Raw genomic sequence first — 20,026 nt, forward strand, 5'->3', positions numbered from 1 at the left:
GCCGCATCTGTGGAAAACCCCGTGCGGGAGGATCGCGCACATGACAGGACTCGACCTCAGCAGCCCCGTGGCCGTCGTCGGCACCGGCACCATGGGCCAGGGCATCGCCCAGGTCGCGCTGGTCGCCGGGCACCCCGTGCGGCTCTACGACGCCGCACCCGGCCGGGCCCGGGAGGCGGCCGACGCGATCGCCGCCCGCCTTGACCGGCTCGTCGAGAAGGACCGGCTCACCGCCGCCGACCGGGACGCGGCGCGCGCCCGTCTCGTGGCCGCCGAACAGCTCACCGACCTCGCGGACTGCACGCTGGTCGTCGAGGCCGTCCTGGAGCGGCTGGACGTCAAGCAGCAGCTGTTCCGGGAGCTGGAGGACGTCGTCGGCGAGGACTGTCTGCTCGCCACCAACACCTCCTCCCTGTCGGTGACGGCCATCGCCGGCGCCCTGCGCCACCCCGGACGCTTCGTGGGCCTGCACTTCTTCAACCCCGCCCCGCTGCTGCCGCTGGTCGAGGTCGTCTCCGGGTTCGCCACCGACGTCTCCTCGGCCACGCGCGCGTACGAGACGGCACGCGCGTGGGGCAAGACGCCGGTCGCCTGCGCCGACACCCCCGGCTTCATCGTCAACCGCATCGCGCGGCCCTTCTACGCCGAGGCGTTCGCGGTCTACGAGGCGCAGGGCGCCGAGCCCGCCACCATCGACGCGGTCCTGCGCGAGTGCGGCGGCTTCAGGATGGGCGCGTTCGAACTGACCGACCTGATCGGACAGGACGTCAACGAGTCCGTGACGCACTCCGTGTGGCGCGCCTTCTTCCAGGACGCGCGCTTCACGCCCTCCCTGGCCCAGCAGCGCCTGGTCGAGTCGGGCCGGCTCGGCCGCAAGAGCGGGCGGGGCTGGTACGACTACACGGACGGCGCCGAGAGGGACGAGCCGCACACCGCGGAGCCGGCCCAGGCGCCCGCGTACGTCGTCGCCGAAGGCGATCTGGGCCCCGCGTCCGAACTGCTCGCGCTGATCCGCGAGGCGGGCATCCAGGTCCGCGAGGACGAGGAGGACCACGGCACCCGGCTGGTCCTGCCGAGCGGCGGACAGCTCGCGCTCGCCGACGGACAGACCTCGGTGGAGTTCCGGGACGTCGTCTACTTCGACCTCGCGCTCGACTACCGCAGGGCCACCCGCATCGCGCTCTCCGCGTCCCAGGACACCTCGCAGCAGACGCTCACCGAGGCCGTCGGGCTCTTCCAGGCACTCGGCAAGGACGTCAGCGTCATCGGGGACGTGCCCGGCATGATCGTCGCCCGTACGGTGGCCCGGATCGTCGACCTGGCGCACGACGCCGTCGCCAAGGGCGTGGCCACCCAGGAGGACATCGACACCGCCATGCGGCTCGGGGTGAACTACCCGCTCGGCCCCTTCGAGTGGAGCCGCAGGCTCGGCCGCAACTGGGCCTACGCCCTCCTCGACGACCTGCACCTGCGCGACCCGTCCGGACGGTACGCGCCCTCGCTCGCGCTGTACCGGCACGCGTACGCCTCCGACAAGCGGGAGGGCAGCACCTCATGACGACCGCCAAGCGGGACACGTACACCCCCGAGACGCTGCTGACCGTCGCCGTCCAGGTCTTCAACGAGCGCGGCTACGACGGCACCTCCATGGAGCACCTCTCCAGGGCGGCGGGCATCTCCAAGTCGTCGATCTACCACCACGTGTCCGGCAAGGAGGAGCTCCTGCGCCGGGCCGTCAGCCGGGCCCTGGACGGCCTCTTCGGCATCCTCGACGAGGAGCACGCGCGCGTGGGCCGTGCCTCCGGCCGCCTGGAGTACGTCGTGCGGCGCATGGTCGAGGTGCTGATCGCCGAACTCCCGTACGTGACCCTGCTGCTGCGGGTGCGCGGCAACACGGACACCGAGCGGTGGGCCCTGGAGCGGCGCCGCGAGTTCGACCACCGGGTCGCCGAACTCCTGAGGGCGGCCGCGGCCGACGGTGACGTACGCGGTGACGTCGAGGTGCGCCTCGCGACCCGCCTGGTCTTCGGGATGATCAACTCCATCGTGGAGTGGTACCGCCCGGACGGCCGGGGCATGAACGAACGCGAGGTCGCCGACGCGGTGGCCCAGTTGATCTTCGGGGGTTTGCGCCGGGCGTCCTGAGCTCAGCCCTGCGGCTCCAGGTCCTCCTCCTCGAAGACCAGCAGGGTGCGCGTGCTGAGGACCTCCGGGATGGCCTGGAGACGGGTGAGGACCAGTTCGCGCAGGGACCTGTTGTCCGGGGTGTGGACGAGCAGCAGCACGTCGAAGTCGCCGCCGACCAGCGCGATGTGCGACGCCCCGGGCAGCTGCCGGAGCTGTTCGCGCACCGTGCGCCAGGAGTTCTGGACGATCTTCAGGGTGATGTACGCCGAAGTCCCCTGCCCGGCCCGCTCGTGGTTGACGCGGGCGCCGAAGCCGCGGATGACACCGTCCTCGACGAGCCGGTTGATCCGCGCGTAGGCGTTGGCCCGGGAGACGTGGACCCGTTCGGCGACCGACCGTATCGACGCGCGGCCGTCAGCCTGGAGCATCTGGAGGATGTCCTGATCGATGGCGTCGAGCGGACGCGGGGGCGGAAGGGGGCTCCCGCTCACTGCGGTTCCGCTCTCCGCAGTCCCGCTCTCCGCAGTCCCGCTCTCCGCGCCTGCGGCCATTTGTTCAGGTGCCATGTCCCCCCGCCTCCCTACCATGGACGTACTGCGTCCATCTCAGGCCGTGGAGAACCGTTTGTCCACAGCCTGAGGGGGCCTGTAGCCAAAATGTGCCGACGACCGAACAATCGGTAGGTGAGGCGCCTCACACCCGTGGTGCGCCACCAGCCGCTCCCACGAGGAGGTGCCGTCATGACGGTCATGGAGCAGCGGGGCGCGTACCGGCCATCACCGCCGCCCGCCTGGCAGCCCCGCACGGACCCCGGGCCCCTGCTGCCGGACGCCGAACCCCATCGCGTCCTCGGCACCGAGGCGGCCGCGCAGGCCGACCCGGCCCTGTTGCGCCGGCTCTACGCCGAGCTGGTGCGGGGCCGCCGCTACAACACCCAGGCCACCGCGCTCACCAAGCAGGGCCGTCTCGCCGTCTACCCCTCCAGCACCGGCCAGGAGGCCTGCGAGGTCGCCGCCGCGCTGGCCCTCGAGGAGCGCGACTGGCTCTTCCCCAGCTACCGCGACACCCTCGCCGCCGTCGCCCGGGGCCTCGACCCCGTGCAGGCGCTGACCCTGCTGCGCGGCGACTGGCACACCGGCTACGACCCGCGCGAGCACCGCGTGGCCCCGCTGTGCACCCCCCTCGCCACTCAGCTCCCGCACGCCGTCGGTCTCGCGCACGCCGCCCGCCTCAAGGGCGACGACGTGGTCGCGCTCGCCATGGTCGGCGACGGCGGCACCAGCGAGGGCGACTTCCACGAGGCGCTGAACTTCGCCGCGGTCTGGCAGGCCCCGGTCGTCTTCCTGGTCCAGAACAACGGCTTCGCGATCTCCGTCCCGCTCGCCAAGCAGACCGCGGCCCCGTCGCTGGCCCACAAGGCCGTCGGCTACGGCATGCCCGGCCGCCTGGTCGACGGCAACGACGCGGCCGCCGTGCACGAGGTCCTCACCGCCGCCGTACGCCACGCGCGCGAGGGCGGCGGACCCACCCTGGTGGAGGCGATCACCTACCGCGTGGACGCCCACACCAACGCCGACGACGCGACCCGCTACCGCGGCGACGCCGAGGTCGAGACCTGGCGCGGACACGACCCGATCGCCCTCCTGGAACACGAACTGACCGAGCGCGGCCTGATCGACGAGGCCGGCATCGAGGCCGTACGCCAGGACGCCGAGGAGTTCGCCGCCGGCCTGCGCGAGCGCATGAACCAGGACCCGGCCCTCGACCCGATGGACCTGTTCGCCCACGTCTACGCCGAGCCCACCCCGCAACTGCGCGAGCAGCAGGCCCAGTTGCGCGCCGAGCTGGAAGCCGAGCACGACTCCCACGGGGGTACGCACCGATGACCACCGTCGCCCTCAAGCCGGCCACCATGGCGCAGGCCCTCACGCGCGCGCTGCGCGACGCGATGGCGGCCGACCCCACCGTGCACGTCATGGGCGAGGACGTCGGCACCCTCGGCGGCGTCTTCCGGGTCACCGACGGACTGGCCAAGGAGTTCGGTGAGGACCGCTGCACGGACACCCCGCTCGCCGAGGCGGGCATCCTCGGCACGGCCGTCGGCATGGCGATGTACGGGCTGCGGCCGGTCGTGGAGATGCAGTTCGACGCCTTCGCGTACCCGGCGTTCGAGCAGCTGATCAGCCATGTGGCGAAGATGCGCAACCGCACCCGCGGGGCGATGCCGCTCCCGATCACCATCCGGGTGCCCTACGGCGGCGGCATCGGCGGGGTCGAGCACCACAGCGATGCCTCCGAGGCCTACTACATGGCGACCCCGGGGCTCCACGTCGTGACGCCCGCGACCGTCGCCGACGCCTACGGGCTGCTGCGCGCCGCCATCGCCTCCGACGACCCGGTCGTCGTCCTGGAGCCCAAGCGGCTGTACTGGTCGAAGGACGCCTGGAACCCGGAGGAGCCGCAGAGCGTTGAGCCGATGGGCCGCGCGGTGGTGCGGCGCCCCGGCCGGAGCGCCACACTCATCACGTACGGGCCGTCCGTACCCGTGTGCCTCGAAGCCGCCGAGGCCGCGCGGGAGGAGGGGTGGGACCTCGAAGTGGTCGACCTGCGCTCCCTGGTGCCGTTCGACGACGACACGGTCGCGGCCTCCGTACGGCGGACCGGGCGAGCGGTCGTCGTGCACGAGTCGGGCGGGTTCGGCGGACCGGGCGGGGAGATCGCGGCCAGGGTCACGGAGCGCTGCTTCCACCATCTGGAGGCGCCGGTGCTGCGCGTGGCCGGTTTCGACATCCCCTACCCGCCGCCGATGCTGGAGCGTCACCACCTGCCCGGCGTGGACCGGATCCTGGACGCCGTGGGGCGTCTGCAGTGGGAGGCGGAGAGCTGATGGCGCAGGTCCTGGAGTTCAGGCTGCCGGATCTCGGCGAAGGCCTGACCGAGGCGGAGATCGTCCGCTGGCTGGTGGAGGTCGGTGACGTCGTCGCGGTCGACCAGCCGGTCGTCGAGGTCGAGACGGCCAAGGCGATGGTCGATGTCCCCTGCCCGTACGCCGGGGTCGTCACGGCCCGCTTCGGCGAGGAGGGCAGCGAACTCCCGGTGGGGTCACCGCTCATCACCGTGGCGGTGGGCGCGCCGGCCGCCGAGTCCGACACCCCCTCCGAGGGCTCGGGGAACGTCCTGGTCGGATACGGCACCTCGGAGGCGCCCGCGCGCAGGCGCAGGGTGCGGCGGGAGCAGCAGGTCCCGGTACCGGTGAACGGCAGGCCGGCAGCACCCCCCGAGGTGGTCGAGGGCCCGGTCCCGGTGATCTCCCCGCTGGTCCGCCGCCTCGCCCGCGAGAACGGCCTCGACCTCAGGCAGCTCACCGGCTCAGGTCCCGACGGACTGATCCTGCGGGCCGACGTCGAGTACGCGCTGAGTGCCGCCGCCTCCCAGGGGCGCCCGGCACCGGCAGTCGCCGCCCCGGCCCCCACCGTCGCCGCACCGGCCCCGGTCGGCACCCCGCAGACCCCGGCAGCGGCCCGAGCGGCGGCCCCCGCCGCGACCCGCATCCCCCTCAAGGGCGTCCGGGGCGCGGTCGCCGACAAGCTGTCCCGCAGCCGCACCGAGATCCCCGACGCCACCTGCTGGGTGGACGCCGACGCGACGGAACTCATGCGCGCGCGTGCGGCGATGAACGCGTCCGGGGGCCCCAAGATCTCCCTGCTCGCGCTGCTGGCCCGGATCTGCACCGCCGCCCTGTCCCGTTTCCCGGAGCTCAACTCGACGGTGGACACGGCGGCCAGGGAGATCGTGCGGCTGGAGGCCGTGCATCTCGGGTTCGCCGCGCAGACCGAGCGGGGACTGGTCGTACCGGTCGTGAAGGACGCCCACGCGCGGGACGCCGAGTCGCTGTCCGCGGAGTTCGCCCGGCTCACCGAGGCGGCCCGCACCGGCAGCCTCACCCCCGCTGAACTCACGGGCGGCACCTTCACGCTGAACAACTACGGCGTGTTCGGTGTCGACGGCTCCACGCCGATCATCAACCACCCCGAGGCGGCCATGCTCGGCGTCGGCCGCATCATTCCCAAGCCGTGGGTGCACGAGGGCGAGCTGGCGGTGCGTCAGGTCGTCCAGCTCTCGCTCACCTTCGACCACCGGGTGTGCGACGGCGGCACCGCGGGCGGCTTCCTGCGGTACGTGGCGGACTGCGTGGAACAGCCGGCGGTGCTGCTGCGCACCCTGTGACCGGGACAGCCGCACACCCGGGATCGCGCGCCGCCGGTGCGGCGGCGCGCGATCCCGGCGCCGCCGCACGTTCCCTGTGATCGCGACGGCACGCATACTCGGGGGGTGACTTCGTACGAGCCCCCGCGCGGCCCAGGCGCCGGTCCCGTGTACGACGTGGTCGTGCTCGCCGGAGGTGCGGCCCGGCGGCTCGGCGGCGCGGACAAACCCGGCGTGCGGGTGGGCGGACGCGCCCTGCTCGACCGCGTCCTCGCGGCCTGCCCCGACGCTTCCACCACCGTCGTCGTCGCCGACCCCCGCCCCACCGCCCGGCCGGTCGTCTGGGCCCGCGAGGACCCGCCCGGCGGCGGCCCGCTGGCCGCCCTCGACGCCGGTCTGCGGCACGCCACCGCGCGGTACGTCGTGGTCCTCTCCGCCGACCTGCCCTTCCTCCAGGAGGCCACCGCACGGCTGCTGCTGACCGTCCTGCGCACGGGCGGCGCCGACGGCGTGCTGCTCACCGACGCCGACGGCCGCGACCAACCGCTCGTGGCCGCGTACCGCATCCCCTCGCTGCGAGGCGAACTCGCCGCACTCACGAAGGAGCACGGCTCTCTCACCGGCCTTCCGCTGCGCCGGCTGACCGCCGCGCTCGACCTCACCCGCGTCCCCGACCCCGTCGCGTCCTTCGACTGCGACACCTGGGACGACATCGCCACCGCCAGGGCACGCATCAGGGAGCATGGGCACGTGTTGGATGAATGGATTTCCGCAGTCAAGGACGAGCTGGGCATCGACCTCGACGTCGACACCGGCGTGCTGCTCGATCTCGCCCGTGACGCCGCGCACGGCGTGGCCAGGCCCGCGGCACCGCTGACCACCTTCCTCGTCGGCTACGCGGCCGCACGGGCGGGCGGCGATCCCGAGGCGGTCGCCGAGGCCTCCCGCAAGGCCGCGGCCCTGGCCGTGCGCTGGGCGGAGGAGGCCGACGGGGACGCCGCCGGGCCCGGCGGGACCCCGGACACCCCGGGCACCCCGGGCACCCCGGACCAGCGTCCGGACGCCGGATGACCGCCCGGTCCGTGCGTGCCGGCGACCACGCCGGCCCGGCCCAGGACGCCGACGATCTCGACGTCGAGGAGGCGCTGGCCCTGGTGAGAGAAGACAACGGCACCGGGCACCCCGGGGGGTACCGCCCTCCCGCGCCCCCGCCGCAGGGCTCAGGGCCGGCAGCCGGGCCGGACGCCCACCACCGCGCGACCCCTTGGCCCGAGGCCCGGTCCGCCGCCGCCCGGTCCGCCCGCGCGGTCACCCGCGGGGCGGGCCGCGCCCCCGTCTCCGTACGGCTCGACGAGGCCCTCGGCCTCACCCTGGCGGCCCCGCTCGACGCCCTCACCGACCTCCCCTCCTTCGACACCTCGGCCATGGACGGCTGGGCGGTCGCGGGGCCCGGCCCCTGGGCCGTACGGGACGAGGGCGTGCTCGCCGGGCACGCCGAGCCCGAGCCCCTCACCGACGGCGAGGCGGCCCGGATCGCCACGGGCGCGCGCGTCCCCCCGGACACCACCGCCGTCCTGCGCAGCGAGCACGGGCAGACCGACGAGAAGGGACGGCTGCACGCCACCCGGGAGGTCGTGCACGGCCAGGACATCCGTCCGCGCGGCCAGGAGTGCCGCAGCGGCGACCAGCTGTTGCCACCGGGCACCCTGGCCACCCCGGCCGTCCTGGGCCTCGCCGCGGCCGCCGGGTACGACACCCTCGCCGTCGTCCCCCGCCCCCGCGTCGAAGTCCTCGTCCTGGGCGACGAGTTGCTCACCGAGGGCACCCCGCGCGACGGCCTGATCCGGGACGCCCTCGGCCCCATGCTGCCGCCCTGGCTGCGCGCGCTCGGCGCGGAGGTCACCGCCGTGCGCCGGCTCGGCGACTCCGCCGAGGCCCTGCACAAGGCGGTCACCACGTCACAGGCGGACGTGATCGTCACCACCGGCGGCACCGCGTCCGGGCCCGTCGACCACGTGCACCCCGTGCTCCGCCGCATCGGCGCCGAACTCCTCGTCGACGGCGTCAAGGTGCGCCCCGGCCACCCCATGCTGCTGGCCCGCACCAAGGAGCACCAGCACCTCGTGGGCCTGCCGGGCAACCCCCTGGCCGCCGTCTCCGGCCTGCTCACGCTCGCCGAACCGCTGCTGCGCACCCTGGCCGCCCGCCCCGCCCCGGAGCCGTACACGCTGCCCCTGAGGGACGAGGCCCACGGACACCCGTACGACACCCGGCTCGTCCCCGTCGTCCTGCGCGGTGACAGCGCGGTTCCCCTGCACTACAACGGTCCGGCCATGCTGCGGGGCATCGCGGCCGCCGACGCCCTCGCCGTCGTCCCGCCCGGGGGTGCCCGGCCGGGGCAGGAGGCCGAACTGCTCGATCTGCCCTGGGCGTCCGCCGGGATCGGGGTGTGTTTCACGTGAAACTTCCGGGCCATGACGCGATCGCCCGCCAGGCGGACGAACATCTCGTGACCCACAAGGTGAAGCTCCCGCGCAAGATCGTGGAGCACCCCTTCCGTCAGGTCGCCAAGCGCGTGCTGATGGCCCTGCTGGTGCTGGCGGCGACCGCGCTGATCGTCTACGCCGACCATGACGGCTACAACGACAACTCCGACCAGTCCGTCGACTTCCTGGACGCCTGGTACTACGCGACCGTCACGCTCTCCACCACCGGGTACGGCGACATCACCCCGGTGAGCGACACGGCCCGGATCACCAACATCCTCGTCATCACGCCCCTGCGTGTGCTGTTCCTGATCATCCTGGTCGGCACCACGCTCGAGGTCCTCACCGAGCGCACCCGCGAGGAGTGGCGACTCAACCGCTGGAGGTCCACCTTGCGCGACCACACCGTCGTCGTCGGCTTCGGAACCAAGGGCCGGTCGGCGATCCAGACCGTGTGCGCCACGGGTCTGAAGAAGGAGCAGGTCGTCGTGGTCGACCCCAGCAGCAAGGTGATCGACGCCGCGACCGCCGAGGGCTACGCGGGCGTCATCGGGGACGCCACCCGCAGCGAGGTGCTGAAGCGGGCCGAGGTGCACAGGGCCCGGAAGATCATCATCGCGACCCAGCGCGACGACACCGCCGTCCTGGTGACGCTGACGGCCCGGCAGCTCAACAAGGCCGCCAAGATCGTGGCCGCGGTGCGCGAGGAGGAGAACGCGCCCCTGCTCAAGCAGTCCGGCGCGGACGCCGTCATCACCAGCGCCAGCGCGGCGGGCCGGCTGCTCGGCCTGTCGGTGCTCAGTCCCGCCGCCGGCATGGTGATGGAGGACCTCATCCAGCAGGGCAGCGGCCTCGACATCGTCGAACGCCCGGTCATAAAGGCCGAGGTGGGCAGGAAGCCGAGGGAGACGGACGACCTGGTGGTGAGCGTCCTGCGCGGGCACCGGGTGCTCGGCTACGACGATCCGGCCGTCGGGACGCTGGAGCTGACGGACCGCCTCATCACGATCGTGCGCGCGACGCCGGGCACCCAGGTGGCACCCGACGCCCGCCCGCTTCCGCAGGACTGAATGCCGCACTGAACGCAGGAGCGAACGCCGGTCAGGTCACTTGCGGTTGTACAGCCGCATGGTGACCGGCCCGAAGACCGCCACGAACAGTCCCGCCCACCCCAGCGACCAGGCGACTTCGTCGGTGGGCCAGTCGCCCGCCATCAGCCCGCGCACGGCCGAGGACAGATGGGTGATGGGGCTGTTGTTGACGAAGGCCTGGAGCCAGCCCGGCATGGTTTTCGGGTCGACGAACACGTTGGACAGGAAGGTCAGCGGGAAGATCACCATCATGCTGACGCCCATCACCGACTTCTCGGTGCGCAACAGCAGCCCGAACATCGTCCAGATCCACGAGAACGCGAACGAGAACACGACCAGCAGCGCGATCCCGGCGACCACACCGCCGACCCCGCCGTCCGGTCGGTAGCCCAGGATCACACCGACGGTGAGCATCACGACGGACGCGATCGTGTAGCGCAGGGCGTCGCCGAGCAGATAGCCGACCATCGTCGACGGACGCCAGATGGGCAGCGAGCGGAAGCGGTCGAAGACACCCTTCTCGATGTCCGTGTTGACCGAGACGCCGGTGTACATCGTGATCATCACGACCGACATGACGAGGATCCCGGGCAGCAGGAACTGGATGTACTCCTTCGGGGACCCGGCCAGGGCGCCCCCGAACAGGTACGTGTACATCAGCACCATCATGATCGGGAACGCGGTGACGTCGAAGAGCTGCTCCGGCACGTGCTTGATCTTGAGGACCGCCCGCCAGCCGAAGGTCAGCGAGGCCGACAACGCGCTCGGACGAGGCGGCCGCTCCCCGGTGACCAGCAGCGCGGCCAGCGACTCGGCGCTGACGGGGGAGAGGTCCTTGGCCTCGCTCTGGGTCACGGTGCTCATGCCGCCATCTCCTCGGCGTCGGTGTTGTCGGTGGTGTGTCCGGTGAGGGCGAGGAACACCTCGTCCAGGCTGGGCTGGCCGAGGGAGAAGTTGTCGACGGTGATCCCGGTGCGGGCCAGTTCGGCGAGGGCGCGGGAGGCCTGTTCGGCGGCCGTGTCGCCGGCCGCCGTGGCGAGCCGGGCCGTCAGGGCCACCGGGTCGGGTTCCAGCTGTACCTGGGCGTCCAGGGCCTGCCGCAGGATCTCCGCCGCCTCGGGCCGCCGCCCACCGTCCCTCAGGCGCAGATGGACGGTCCCGGCGCCGACCGAGGCCTTCAGCTCGCCCTTGGTGCCCTCCGCGATCACCCGGCCGCGGTCGATGACGGCGATCCGGGACGCCAACTGGTCGGCCTCGTCCAGGTACTGCGTGGTCAGCAGCACGGTGGTGCCCTGGGCGACGACCGCGCGCACGATGTCCCAGACCTGGTTGCGGCTGCGCGGGTCGAGACCGGTGGTGGGCTCGTCGAGGAAGAGCAGCTCGGGGGTGTTGAGGATGGACGCGGCGATGTCGATGCGGCGCCGCATGCCGCCGGAGTAGTGCTTGACCTGCTTTCCGGCCGCCTCGGCGAGACCGAAGGCCTCCAGGAGCTGCCCGGCGCGCTCGCGTGCCGCCTTCTTGTGGTGGCCGAGGAGACGGCCCAGCAGGACCAGGTTCTCGGCGCCGGTGAGGTCCTCGTCGACGGAGGCGTACTGGCCGGTGAGGCTGACGCGGCCGCGGACCTCGTCGGCCTCGCGGACGACGTCGTGGCCGAAGACATGGGCCTCGCCGCCGTCCGGCCGCAGAAGGGTGGCGAGCATCTTCACGGTGGTCGTCTTGCCGGCGCCGTTCGGGCCGAGGACGCCGTAGACCGTGCCGGCCGGCACCGCGAGGTCGACTCCGTCGACGGCCCTGGTCTCGCCGAACGTCTTCACGAGGCCCGCGGTCTCGATCGCCAGGGCTGACGTGTGCTGGCTCATGGGCGGGATTCCTTCCGCGTGCTTGGGCTACGCATGGGGAGACCTTTACCGTCGCGCAAACTCATCGGTGGCGCACAGCGAATTTCCGGGGCAGCGGCTCCGGGCGCCCGGCCAGGGCCGGGGAGTAGCGTCGCCCCCATGTATGCGATCACGATTCCCGAACCCGGTGGACCCGAGGCGCTGGTCTGGAGCGAGGTCCCGGATGCCGAGGCCGGTGAGGGCGAGGTGCTGGTCGACGTGGTGGCCGGGGCCGTCAACCGCGCCGACATCCTGCAACGGCAGGGCTTCTACAACCCCCCGCCCGGTGCCTCCCCCTACCCCGGCCTGGAGTGCTCCGGGCGGATCGCCGCGATCGGCCCCGGCGTCTCCGGCTGGGCCGTCGGTGACGAGGTGTGCGCGCTGCTCGCGGGCGGGGGCTACGCCGAGAAGGTCGCCGTGCCGGCCGGGCAGCTGCTGCCCGTGCCCAAGGGCGTCGACGTGCGGCGGGCGGCCGCGCTGCCCGAGGTGGTGTGCACGGTCTGGTCCAACGTCTTCATGGTCGCCCATCTGCGCCCCGGTGAGACCCTGCTGGTGCACGGCGGCTCCAGCGGCATCGGCACGATGGCGATCCAGCTCGCGAAGGCCGTGGGCGCCAAGGTCGCGGTGACCGCGGGCACCGCGCAGAAGCTGGACCGCTGCGCCGAGCTCGGTGCGGACGTGCTGATCAACTACCGGGAGCAGGACTTCGTCGAGGAGATCAGGAAGGCCACGGACGGGGCGGGCGCCGACGTCATCCTCGACAACATGGGCGCCAAGTACCTCGACCGCAACGTCAACGCCCTCGCGATCAACGGACGGCTCGCGATCATCGGCATGCAGGGCGGCGTCAAGGGCGAGCTGAACATCGCCACGCTGCTGAACAAGCGTGCCGCGATCAGCGCGACCTCGCTGCGGGCGCGGCCGCCGGCCGAGAAGACGGCGATCGTGGCGGCCGTACGCGAGCATGTGTGGCCCCTGCTGGACGCCGGGCACATCCGGCCCGTCGTCGACCGCGAGCTGCCGATGAGCGACGCGGCCGCCGCGCACCGGGTCGTCGAGGAGAGCGGACACATCGGCAAGGTCCTGCTGGTCACGTCTTAGGGGTGCGGTACGGGGTCACCCGCGCCGCAGCCGCAGCGCGAACAGGCCGAGCCCGAGGCCCGCGCCGACCAGCACCAGCCCGGTGCCGAGCGGCAGGATGAACACCTTGGGCCCGGCCACCGGGCGCTCCGCGACCGGCGACGGCCGGGCCGCGGCGGTCTGCGCGGGCGGCTCGGACACGGCGGTGAGGTCGCCGTCCCCGGAGTCGGGGCCCGCGGACTGCGTGCCCTCCTCGTCCTGGGTCTCCGGCTCCTGCCGCCGGCCCGGCCGCTCCCGTCCCTCTCCCGCGCGGCTTCCCGCACGGGAGGGAGTGGCGGCCGAGGGGGTGGGCGCGAGGGAGGCCGAGGGCGAGGCCCGCTCCGGCCCGCGGCCGTGCCCGGGACGCGAGGGGGCGGCGGGCGGCGAGGCGGGGTGCCGCGAGGCATGATCCGGCGTCGGGCTCGACCGGGTGCCGGAGGGGGAGGCGGACGGGACCGGAGCGGTGTGCGCGTACGGGCGTACGGCCTTGGGAGGTGTCCTGCGGGCGGCCGGTGCCGGCTCCGGCGACCGTGTGGCGGCGGCGCGCGGTGGTTCGTGCGGGAGTACCGGGTCGGTCGGCTGTCCCTGGGGCGCGCCCGCCACCACGAGCGGTGTCGTCTCGGCGCCGTACGCGGGACCGGCCTGGGGCAGGACCGTCACGCTCGCGCCCACCACGATCGCCAGTACCGTCGCGCGCAGCCAGAAAGTCACGCGACAAGACTGGCATTACACCAGGAGACCGGCATTCCGGGTGACGCCATGGGGGCGAACCGCTCCGGGAACGGTGGATCAGCACACAGTGGGGGCACCCCAGTGATGAGGTGCAGGGGTGCGAGAGAATGGCGGCATGGAGATGCCGAGGAACGAAGGTTCGCCGGAAAGTCCCCAGATCCTGGTCGTGGGCCAGGACGGGATGGCACTGGGCGGCGGGGGTGACGACGACTCCCGCGAGGTCCCGGTCACGGAGATGGTCGAGCAGCCCGCGAAGGTCATGCGGATCGGCAGCATGATCAAGCAGCTGCTCGAAGAGGTGCGCGCGGCTCCTCTCGACGAGGCCAGCCGGGCCCGGCTCAAGGAGATCCACGCCAGCTCGGTGAAGGAACTGGAGGACGGTCTCGCTCCCGAGCTCGTGGAGGAGCTGGAGCGGCTCTCGCTGCCCTTCAACGAGGAGGCGACCCCGAGCGACGCGGAACTGCGCATCGCCCAGGCCCAGTTGGTGGGCTGGCTCGAGGGCCTCTTCCACGGGATCCAGACCACGCTGTTCGCCCAGCAGATGGCCGCGCGGGCCCAGCTGGAGCAGATGCGCCGCGCCCTGCCGCCGGGCGTCGGCGGTCACGAGGACGGCGTCGACCCGCGCGCGGGCGGCCGCTCGGGCGGACCGTACCTGTAAACCACGACCGACAGGGGCCCGGCAGCCGATGCTGCCGGGCCCTTCTCGTCACCTCTGTCATGTCACCGGTGGGAAACGCTCGTTCGGGTTCTTCTTCGTGAGTTTGGCCACGGGGTGAGGCCCGGCCGCCCGTCGGACGCGGTGCCCGTTCCGTGACCGTACGCGAAAGAAAGGTCGTGCGGGCGTTACAGCTGCCCTACCGCCGGTACACAGAATTTGCACGCCGAGACGTAATGCAGGTTTGATGGCCGGTCCGTCTCGGGCCGGTCCCCGGGCTCATCCCGGACCGGCGGCTTGCGTGAAGGCTGTAGCGTGGCCGACGGAGACCGTAACAACACCGCGCGCACCGCGGGCAGAAACGACGGCGAGGACCGATGGCACAGCAGCAGCGCGCTCAGGGCCCGTCCGACCCCGAGGCGACTGGCGGCGGAATGTCAGATGCGCCGGAGCTGTGGGGTAACGGCGGACTGGTGGGGGACGGCCGATATCGGCTGACCCGCAGACTCGGCCGGGGCGGTATGGCCGAGGTGTTCGCGGCCGAGGACGTACGGCTCGGGCGCACCGTGGCGGTCAAACTGCTGCGCGCCGACCTCGCCGAGGACCCCACCTCCAAGGCCCGCTTCACGCGTGAGGCCCAGTCGGTGGCGGGCCTCAACCACCACGCGATCGTCGCCGTGTACGACTCCGGCGAGGACTTCGTCGGCGGCCAGTCGGTGCCGTACATCGTCATGGAGATCGTCGAGGGACGGACGATCCGCGATCTGCTCCTCAACGCCGAGGCACCCGGCCCCGAGCAGGCCCTGATCATCGTCTCCGGGGTCCTGGAGGCACTCGCCTACTCCCACCAGCACGGCATCGTGCACCGCGACATCAAGCCCGCCAACGTGATCATCACGCACAACGGCGCCGTCAAGGTGATGGACTTCGGCATCGCCCGCGCCCTGCACGGCGCCTCCACGACGATGACGCAGACCGGCATGGTCATGGGCACCCCGCAGTACCTCTCCCCGGAGCAGGCCCTCGGCAAGGCCGTCGACCACCGCTCCGACCTGTACGCGACGGGCTGTCTCCTCTACGAACTCCTCGCCCTGCGTCCGCCGTTCACCGGCGAGACCCCGCTGTCCGTGGTCTACCAGCACGTCCAGGACATCCCGACGCCGCCGTCGCAGGTCTCCGACGCCGTCCCGCCGGAGCTGGACGGCCTGGTCATGCGCTCGCTCGCCAAGGAGCCGGACGACCGCTTCCAGACCGCCGAGGAGATGCGCGGGCTCGTCCAGTACGGCCTTCAGATGCTGTACGACCAGGGCGGCCACACCGGCACCTGGAACACCGGCCCGGTGACGGCGCACGACGGCCGCGGCACGCCCGCCGCGGGCTTCGCGAGCACCAGTGTGCTGCCGCACCCCGGCGCCACCTCCGGCACCACCCAGATCCCCCAGCAGATCCTCCCCTCCGGCTACGGAGGCGGGGACGACGGCGGCTTCGAGGGCCACGGCAACCGGGGCAGTGGCCGCGGCAAGCTGTGGATCCTCGCCGTCCTCGCGGTGATCGCCGTCGCGGCGGGTGTCGCGCTCGCGCTGAACGGCGGCGGGGGCGACGGAGGCGGGGGCGGCACCGGCAAGTCCGTGTCGCCGACCACCTCGCAGACCACCGACGACCAGACGGCCAGCGAGACACCGAGCGACGAGGCGACGAGCGAGGAGACCGACACGTCCACGGACGACAACGGCAGCTCGGGCGGCTCCGGTTACACGCCGTCCTGGACGCCGTCGTACACCCCCTCCTACACGCCGTCGCCCTCGGCCACGCAGCCGTCCGAGACGGCCACGCAGCCGTCCGACACGGCCGAGCCGACGGACACGGCGGAGCCCACCGACACCGCGGAGCCGACCGGCGGCCTGGTCGGGGGCGCGGACGGCGGCGGCGAGGGCGGCACCTCCTGACCCGACCGACCGCGACGCTTCACGCGCGCGTGGCCCCGGAAGCGGGCGCCACGCGCGCGTGCCGTTTCCGGCACCCCCAGGTCAGCCGACGAACGCGTCGCACACCGCGTCGTACTCCCGCGTCCACCACACCACCAGCGCCGAGGCCGCCGGGAACTGGGGATCCGCGCGGGTGTCGCCGCGCTCGTAGTGCCAGCGCAGCATCCAGAAGTCGTTGAGACGCTCCCACCACACGCGGTGCACGGCCGCCGCGAGCTCGGAGGGCGTGGCTTTCGCCGTACGCCGGTACGCGCGCGCGTAGGCCCGCACCTTCGGCAGGTCGAGCGTTCCCGCGGGCCGTACGAAGAAGATCGCGGCGGCGCGTACGGCCTCCTCGGCGCGGGGCTTCACACCGAGCCGGTCCCAGTCGACGATCGCGGCGGGGGCGTCGCCCCGGTAGAGCAGGTTGAAGGGGTGGAAGTCGCCGTGCACCCAGCCCACCGGCCCCCCGTGCGGAGGCCGCCGCCCGACGTGCTGTTCGAGCAGGGCACGCCGCTCCAGGAGCCGGTGCCTGGCCAGTTCGTCGAAGGAGTCGGCGGGCCGGTGCCGGCGCACGCGCGCGAGGAGGTCGTCGATGAGGGCGAACGTGGTGGCGGGGTCGGCGCCGGCGTCGACGGGCTCCCCGTCGGCCGTGTGCGGCTCGGGGCCTGGGGCGCTTTCCCCGGTCCGTACGCCCCCGGCTGCCCGCGCACCCCTTTCCGCCCGCTCGCACCCCTGGAGCGGCATCACCCGCTCCAGACTCGCGTGCACCACCCCCAGCAGTGCGCCCAGCCGGCCGCACTGCTCGGCGGTGAGCTGGGCGCCGTGGCGGTGGCGGCCCTCGATCCAGGGGTGCAGGGCGTAGGCGTGGCCGCCGACGACCGCGACCGTGCGGCCGTCGTGGGCGGGGAGGGGCGGGGCGACCGGGACGCCGAGGTCGGCCAGGCGCTGGGTCGCCCGGTGCTGGCGGGCGATGGCCTCGGGGGCGGCCGTCTCGGGATCGAAGTGGTGCTTGAGGAAGTAGCGGCCGCGGGTCGTGCGGAGCCGGTATCCGCGGTTGAGCAGGCCCTGGTCGACGGGATCGCAGGCCAGCACCGCTCCGGCGGCGTACTGGCTGAGGAGGGCGCCCAGCGGGGGCGCGTGTGGCATGAGGGGTGGTACAGGAGAGCGCGGCACGCGCCAGATGCTAGGGCACAGGACAGCGCTGTGAGCTGGGCGTTGTCACAGCCAGTCACAGAGCGCCACAGAGGGTCGCGCTCGGTCTGCTTCGGTCAGGAGGAACGCCCTGATTTCTCCTTCACCGCCCCTCGGCAAGTCGCACCCGGCAAGTCTTCCGGTGGCCTGGGTGGACGGGATAACGTGCCGTTGCTCCGGCCTCCTGCAAGGCTGTGACCAGCACCCCTTCGACCCTTTTCCGATTTACTTGGAAATCCAAGCAAAATCGCAGGTCAAAGGGGGTTTCACAGAAATGTGGAGCACTGGGTAACGTGATTCTTGCAGGGCGCTCGCCGGGGCACCTGTCACGCCTGTTCCGGCCGAGTGGCACCCACCCCGTGCACGGGTGTCGGCAACAGGTGAGCCGCACTGGTACACCCGGCAACCCCGGGGGCCGGACCGACGGAGGAGCACACGTGACCGTGGAGAGCACTGCCGCGCGCAAGCCGCGACGCAGCGCCGGGACGAGGAAGTCCCCGAGCACCAAGCCCGAACTGGTTCAGCTGTTGACGCCCGAGGGCAAGCGCGTCAAGAACGCCGAGTACGACAAGTACGTCGCCGACATCACCCCCGAAGCGCTCCGCGGCCTCTACCGCGACATGGTGCTCACCCGCCGCTTCGACGCCGAGGCCACCTCCCTCCAGCGCCAGGGCGAACTGGGCCTGTGGGCCTCGCTGCTCGGCCAGGAGGCCGCCCAGATCGGCTCGGGCCGGGCGCTGCGCGACGACGACTACGTCTTCCCGACCTACCGCGAGCACGGCGTGGCCTGGTGCCGCGGGGTCGACCCGACCAACCTGCTCGGCATGTTCCGCGGGGTGAACAACGGCGGCTGGGACCCGAACAGCAACAACTTCCACCTCTACACGATCGTCATCGGCTCCCAGACGCTGCACGCCACGGGCTACGCGATGGGCGTCGCCAAGGACGGCGCCGACTCCGCGGTCATCGCCTACTTCGGCGACGGCGCCTCCAGCCAGGGCGACGTGGCCGAATCGTTCACCTTCTCCGCGGTCTACAACGCCCCGGTCGTCTTCTTCTGCCAGAACAACCAGTGGGCCATCTCGGAGCCCACCGAGAGGCAGACCCGCGTCCCGCTCTACCAGCGCGCGCAGGGCTTCGGCTTCCCGGGCGTACGGGTCGACGGCAACGACGTGCTCGCGTCGCTGGCGGTCACCAAGTGGGCGCTGGAGCGGGCCCGCGCGGGTGAGGGCCCGACGCTCGTCGAGGCGTACACCTACCGGATGGGCGCCCACACCACCTCCGACGACCCGAGCAAGTACCGGGCCGACGAGGAGCGCGAGGCGTGGGAGGCGAAGGACCCGATCCTGCGCCTTCGCCGGTACCTGGAGGCCGCAAACCACGCGGACGAGGGATTCTTCGCGGAACTGGAGAGCGAGTCCGAGGCGTTGGGCAGGCGGGTGCGTGAGGCGGTGCGTGCGATGCCGGATCCGGACCGTTTCGCCCTCTTCGAGCACGCGTATGCGGACGGGCATGCGCTGGTCGACGAGGAGCGGGCCGGTTTCGCCGCCTACCAGGCGTCGTTCGCGGATGGGGAAGGGGCCTGATCATGGCAGTGGAAAAGATGGCTCTCGCGAAGGCGATCAACGAATCGCTGCGGCGGGCCCTGGACACCGACCCCAAGGTCCTGGTCATGGGTGAGGACGTCGGCAAGCTCGGCGGGGTGTTCCGGGTGACCGACGGCCTGCAGAAGGACTTCGGCGAGGACCGGGTCATCGACACCCCGCTGGCGGAGTCGGGCATCGTGGGCACCGCGATCGGTCTGGCGCTGCGCGGTTACCGGCCGGTGGTGGAGATCCAGTTCGACGGGTTCGTGTTCCCGGCCTACGACCAGATCGTCACCCAGCTGGCGAAGATGCACGCCCGCTCGCTGGGCAAGGTCAAGATGCCGGTCGTGGTGCGGATCCCCTACGGCGGCGGCATCGGCGCGGTGGAGCACCACTCGGAGTCCCCGGAGGCGTTGTTCGCGCACGTGGCGGGGCTGAAGGTGGTCTCGCCGTCGAACGCGTCGGACGCGTACTGGATGATGCAGCAGGCCATCCAGAGCGACGACCCGGTGATCTTCTTCGAGCCCAAGCGGCGCTACTGGGACAAGGGCGAGGTCAACACCGAGGCGATCCCCGGGCCGCTGCACAAGGCCCGGGTGGTGCGTGAGGGCACCGATCTGACGCTGGCCGCCTACGGGCCGATGGTCAAGCTCTGCAAGGAGGTCGCGGACGCGGCCGCGGAGGAGGGCAGGAACCTGGAGGTGCTGGACCTGCGCTCCATCTCGCCGCTGGACTTCGACGCCGTCCAGGCCTCGGTGGAAAAGACGCGGCGGCTGGTGGTGGTGCACGAGGCGCCGGTGTTCTTCGGCTCCGGTGCGGAGATCGCCGCGCGGATCACCGAGCGGTGCTTCTACCACCTGGAGGCGCCGGTGCTGCGGGTGGGCGGCTACCACGCCCCCTATCCGCCGGCGCGTCTGGAGGAGGAGTACCTGCCCGGCCTGGACCGGGTCCTGGACGCCGTCGACCGCGCTCTGGCGTACTGAGGAGAG

The 20,026-nt window shown here is 72.4% G+C and carries 18 protein-coding genes; 13 read left to right on the top strand and 5 right to left on the bottom strand.

Translation table 11 applies throughout. The features are described from left to right. Positions 1 to 40: 40 nt before the first annotated feature. Entirely contained in the window at positions 41 to 1,558 is a 1,518-nt protein-coding gene (locus M2163_RS26000) for a 3-hydroxyacyl-CoA dehydrogenase (RefSeq protein WP_280850458.1), read from the top strand. Next, positions 1,555 to 2,145: a TetR/AcrR family transcriptional regulator gene (locus M2163_RS26005; RefSeq protein ID WP_280850457.1), complete on the top strand. Its 591-nt coding sequence runs from the start codon at positions 1,555 to 1,557 to the stop codon at positions 2,143 to 2,145. The genes M2163_RS26000 and M2163_RS26005 overlap by 4 nt, the downstream gene beginning before the upstream one ends. A 2-nt stretch (positions 2,146 to 2,147) precedes the next feature. Here the strand turns inward: M2163_RS26005 and M2163_RS26010 are convergent, their stop codons facing one another. After that, a complete protein-coding gene (locus M2163_RS26010) occupies positions 2,148 to 2,693 on the bottom strand; it encodes an Lrp/AsnC family transcriptional regulator (RefSeq protein ID WP_280850456.1) in 546 nt (181 codons plus the stop codon). Positions 2,694 to 2,867: 174 nt separating this feature from the next. Here M2163_RS26010 and pdhA (M2163_RS26015) point away from each other — a divergent pair, with 174 nt between their 5' ends. The 6 genes from pdhA (M2163_RS26015) to M2163_RS26040 all read left to right on the top strand — a co-directional run bounded on the left by pdhA (M2163_RS26015) (position 2,868) and on the right by M2163_RS26040 (position 9,889). Then, a complete protein-coding gene (pdhA, locus tag M2163_RS26015) occupies positions 2,868 to 4,013 on the top strand; it encodes a pyruvate dehydrogenase (acetyl-transferring) E1 component subunit alpha (protein ID WP_280895170.1) in 1,146 nt (381 codons plus the stop codon). Beyond that, positions 4,010 to 5,014 carry an alpha-ketoacid dehydrogenase subunit beta gene (locus M2163_RS26020; protein ID WP_280850454.1) on the top strand — a complete coding sequence of 335 codons (1,005 nt, stop codon included), beginning with the start codon at positions 4,010 to 4,012 and terminating at the stop codon, positions 5,012 to 5,014. The genes pdhA (M2163_RS26015) and M2163_RS26020 overlap by 4 nt, the downstream gene beginning before the upstream one ends. Then, positions 5,014 to 6,354, top strand: coding sequence for a dihydrolipoamide acetyltransferase family protein (locus M2163_RS26025; protein ID WP_280895171.1), 1,341 nt, complete (start codon positions 5,014 to 5,016; stop codon positions 6,352 to 6,354). Before M2163_RS26020 ends, M2163_RS26025 begins: the two co-directional genes overlap by 1 nt. A gap of 105 nt (positions 6,355 to 6,459) precedes the next feature. Further along, positions 6,460 to 7,404: an NTP transferase domain-containing protein gene (locus M2163_RS26030; RefSeq protein ID WP_280895172.1), complete on the top strand. Its 945-nt coding sequence runs from the start codon at positions 6,460 to 6,462 to the stop codon at positions 7,402 to 7,404. Next, positions 7,401 to 8,795, top strand: coding sequence for a molybdopterin molybdotransferase MoeA (locus M2163_RS26035; protein ID WP_280850451.1), 1,395 nt, complete (start codon positions 7,401 to 7,403; stop codon positions 8,793 to 8,795). Before M2163_RS26030 ends, M2163_RS26035 begins: the two co-directional genes overlap by 4 nt. Then, the gene (locus tag M2163_RS26040; RefSeq protein ID WP_280850450.1) at positions 8,792 to 9,889 is read left to right on the top strand and encodes a potassium channel family protein; all 1,098 of its coding nucleotides are present in this window, start codon (positions 8,792 to 8,794) and stop codon (positions 9,887 to 9,889) included. The genes M2163_RS26035 and M2163_RS26040 overlap by 4 nt, the downstream gene beginning before the upstream one ends. A gap of 36 nt (positions 9,890 to 9,925) precedes the next feature. Here M2163_RS26040 and M2163_RS26045 read toward each other — a convergent pair whose 3' ends face one another. Together M2163_RS26045 and M2163_RS26050 are read right to left on the bottom strand one after the other, a co-directional pair. Further along, positions 9,926 to 10,774: an ABC transporter permease gene (locus M2163_RS26045; RefSeq protein ID WP_280895173.1), complete on the bottom strand. Its 849-nt coding sequence runs from the start codon at positions 10,772 to 10,774 to the stop codon at positions 9,926 to 9,928. Continuing rightward, the gene (locus tag M2163_RS26050) at positions 10,771 to 11,769 is read right to left on the bottom strand and encodes an ATP-binding cassette domain-containing protein (RefSeq protein WP_280895174.1); all 999 of its coding nucleotides are present in this window, start codon (positions 11,767 to 11,769) and stop codon (positions 10,771 to 10,773) included. The genes M2163_RS26045 and M2163_RS26050 overlap by 4 nt, the downstream gene beginning before the upstream one ends. Before the next feature lie 138 nt (positions 11,770 to 11,907). On the opposite strand from M2163_RS26050, the gene M2163_RS26055 reads away from it, so the two are divergent. Beyond that, entirely contained in the window at positions 11,908 to 12,888 is a 981-nt protein-coding gene (locus tag M2163_RS26055; protein ID WP_280850447.1) for an NAD(P)H-quinone oxidoreductase, read from the top strand. A gap of 15 nt (positions 12,889 to 12,903) precedes the next feature. Here the strand turns inward: M2163_RS26055 and M2163_RS26060 are convergent, their stop codons facing one another. After that, positions 12,904 to 13,617 carry a hypothetical protein gene (locus M2163_RS26060; RefSeq protein WP_280895175.1) on the bottom strand — a complete coding sequence of 238 codons (714 nt, stop codon included), beginning with the start codon at positions 13,615 to 13,617 and terminating at the stop codon, positions 12,904 to 12,906. Between the two features lie 136 nt (positions 13,618 to 13,753). Here M2163_RS26060 and M2163_RS26065 point away from each other — a divergent pair, with 136 nt between their 5' ends. Next, entirely contained in the window at positions 13,754 to 14,296 is a 543-nt protein-coding gene (locus M2163_RS26065; RefSeq protein WP_280850445.1) for a bacterial proteasome activator family protein, read from the top strand. Positions 14,297 to 14,670: 374 nt separating this feature from the next. Beyond that, on the top strand, positions 14,671 to 16,239 hold the full coding sequence (locus M2163_RS26070; RefSeq protein ID WP_280850444.1) for a protein kinase: 1,569 nt from the start codon (positions 14,671 to 14,673) through the stop codon (positions 16,237 to 16,239). A gap of 81 nt (positions 16,240 to 16,320) precedes the next feature. Here the strand turns inward: M2163_RS26070 and M2163_RS26075 are convergent, their stop codons facing one another. Further along, the gene (locus tag M2163_RS26075) at positions 16,321 to 17,406 is read right to left on the bottom strand and encodes a phosphotransferase (RefSeq protein WP_280850443.1); all 1,086 of its coding nucleotides are present in this window, start codon (positions 17,404 to 17,406) and stop codon (positions 16,321 to 16,323) included. A 482-nt stretch (positions 17,407 to 17,888) separates the two neighbouring features. On the opposite strand from M2163_RS26075, the gene pdhA (M2163_RS26080) reads away from it, so the two are divergent. Together pdhA (M2163_RS26080) and M2163_RS26085 are read left to right on the top strand one after the other, a co-directional pair. After that, positions 17,889 to 19,037 (top strand): pyruvate dehydrogenase (acetyl-transferring) E1 component subunit alpha, encoded by a 1,149-nt coding sequence (pdhA, locus tag M2163_RS26080; RefSeq protein ID WP_280850441.1) that lies wholly within the window; start codon positions 17,889 to 17,891, stop codon positions 19,035 to 19,037. A 2-nt stretch (positions 19,038 to 19,039) separates the two neighbouring features. After that, positions 19,040 to 20,020, top strand: coding sequence for an alpha-ketoacid dehydrogenase subunit beta (locus M2163_RS26085; RefSeq protein WP_280850440.1), 981 nt, complete (start codon positions 19,040 to 19,042; stop codon positions 20,018 to 20,020). The last annotated feature ends 6 nt before the right edge of the window (positions 20,021 to 20,026 follow it).

Origin of the sequence: Streptomyces sp. SAI-135, assembly GCF_029893805.1 — a bacterium.
Lineage (GTDB): Bacteria > Actinomycetota > Actinomycetes > Streptomycetales > Streptomycetaceae > Streptomyces.